This is a genomic window from Ralstonia sp. AU12-08 (assembly GCF_000442475.1).
In the GTDB taxonomy this organism is placed as follows: domain Bacteria; phylum Pseudomonadota; class Gammaproteobacteria; order Burkholderiales; family Burkholderiaceae; genus Ralstonia; species Ralstonia insidiosa.
The window spans coordinates 1-1929 of sequence record NZ_ASZV01000004.1 but is presented as its reverse complement, the minus strand read 5'-3'; the positions used below and the strand labels follow the sequence as shown (position 1 = coordinate 1929).

Annotated in this window: 2 protein-coding genes; one reads left to right on the top strand and one right to left on the bottom strand. The window is 59.6% G+C overall.

Translation table 11 applies throughout. The features are described from left to right. The coding region (locus tag C404_RS32985; protein WP_037010931.1) for a hypothetical protein at positions 1–230 on the top strand (230 nt) is incomplete at its 5' end. A 116-nt stretch (positions 231–346) separates the two neighbouring features. On the opposite strand, the gene C404_RS32980 is transcribed toward C404_RS32985, so the two are convergent. Next, positions 347–1417, bottom strand: a complete 1071-nt coding sequence (locus C404_RS32980) for an IS30 family transposase (protein ID WP_021192959.1) — start codon at positions 1415–1417, stop codon at positions 347–349. Between the last annotated feature and the right edge of the window lie 512 nt (positions 1418–1929).

Genomic DNA, 1929 nt, shown 5'->3' with positions numbered 1-1929 from the left:
TGCTGTATGAGGATCAGTGTCAGCGTGGGCGTGAGGATGGTGAGGTGCTGGCGCTGCTGCGTGAGGGGTTGCACGGTGCTGAGCGCACCAGCCGCATTGATGAAATTCGTGGTGAGTTTCTGGCGATTGATACGGCGCTTGGTCGCTTACAGCCTGGTGACCTCTGTCTGATCCTGATCGATCAGGTTGAAGAGGCGCTGGAGCATATTGCTAAGCGCGTTGCTGAGTAAATTAGAACCCCGGTTGAGTGATCGCCGGGTTTTTTTTTGTGGTCCATCCCCCCTTTCGTTCCCTGCCGGGACCGACTCACTTTTCTTTGTCTTGCCAAAGAAAAGTAAGGGCGGTTTCAAGCCCCAAGTGCAACAGCGGGGTCAATCACAATGCCCTGTTTGGCGCAGTTCTCAATAAAGGCTTCTGCAGGCGTGCGCCAGCCGAGCGTCTTGCGTGGTCGGGTGTTCATCAGCAGCGCGATTGCATCGAGCTGACGCTGCGAGAACACAGACAGGTCCGCTCCCTTTGGCAAGTACTGACGCAGCAGGCCATTGGTGTTCTCACAGATGCCGCGCTGCCAGGGGCTGTGCGGGTCACAGAAGTAAATCCGGATACCAGTCGCCTCGGCAAGCTTACGGTGCAGCGCCATTTCCTTGCCCTGGTCATAGGTCAGGGTCTTGCGCAGCTCCTCCGGCAGGGGCGCGAACGCTGCGCTATAGGCCTGCAGGGCAGCCTCGGCGGTACTGCCGTCGATTTTCACCAGCATCAGGAACAAGGTGCTGCGGTCGATGAGCGTGCCCACCACCGAACGGTTACCGGCACCTTTGATCAGGTCGCCCTCCCAGTGCCCCGGGATCAGTCGGTCGTTGGCCTCAGGCGGACGCACATGAATGCTCACCATGTCGGTGAGCTGCCCACGCCGATCTCGCCCGCGCGAGCGCGGCTTGCGGGCACCGCGCGCTTGCCGCAGCAGGCTGACCAACTCGCGCCGCAGCGCACCGCGTGGAGCAGCATAAATGGCGTGGTAAATCGTTTCGTGCGAGACGTTCAAGGCGGGCTCACCGGGATGGACACGTTTGAGCTGCGCAGCCACCTGCTCCGGCGAGAAGCCTCTCTCCAAGTATTGGCGCACCTCAGGCCACAGCTTGCCTTGCCGGTGCAGCTTGCGTTCGCGACGTGGCTTACGTCGCAATTTGGAGGCCCGCTGGCCAGCGCGCACCGCATTGTAGCCACCGGCTATCGTGGGGCGCCCCATCGGACCGCGCTCATGTTCCGGTTTCCAGCCGTTGCGCCGAAGCTCCCGGCTGATCGTGCTCGCTGAGCGTTGCAGTGCACGCGCAATCTCCCGCGTGCTCCTGCCCTCCAGCTTCATCGAGAAGATCGCGCCACGCTCTTCGGCGCTCAGGTGTTCATAGTCTTGTCCCATGCAACACATCCTAGATAACGTGTTGCACTTGCTACTTGAAAGCGCCAAGCAAAAGAAAGGCGCGCCCGAGATGGCGACTTCCCCTTGAATTTCTGTGACCGTGCGGGGAAGGAGGCAAACTCGCTTCGCTCAGACAAGCCTCCTTCCTTTATCCGCCCGCTCACAAAAATTCAAGGCGCCATCAAGGGCAGGAACGTCAACGGCCAAACCGGCGTGGACCAAGAGTGAGCGATATGGCTCAGGTGGTGCGTGGTCAATGCCCCGCGCGAGGCCGGCGGCTTGCGACGACTAGTTTGGAGCGCAAGACGAAGTGGTGCCCTGGCAATCGATGGTGTGCTTTTTTCCCTGCCCTAGATGGCGCCTTGAATTTCTGTTGCAGAGAGGAAAAAGGAAGGGGAACTGTTTGAGCGCAGCGAGTTTTCCCCTTCCCCTCTCAGCGACATAAATTCAAGGGGAAGTCGCCATCTCGGGCGCGCCTTTCTTTGCTTACTTTCTTTGGCAAGACAAAGAAA

Excerpts from the sequence above, each read along its gene's own strand:
- C404_RS32980 (WP_021192959.1), bottom strand. The coding sequence starts at position 1,417 with ATGGGACAAGACTATGAACACCTGAGCGCCGAAGAGCGTGGCGCGATC.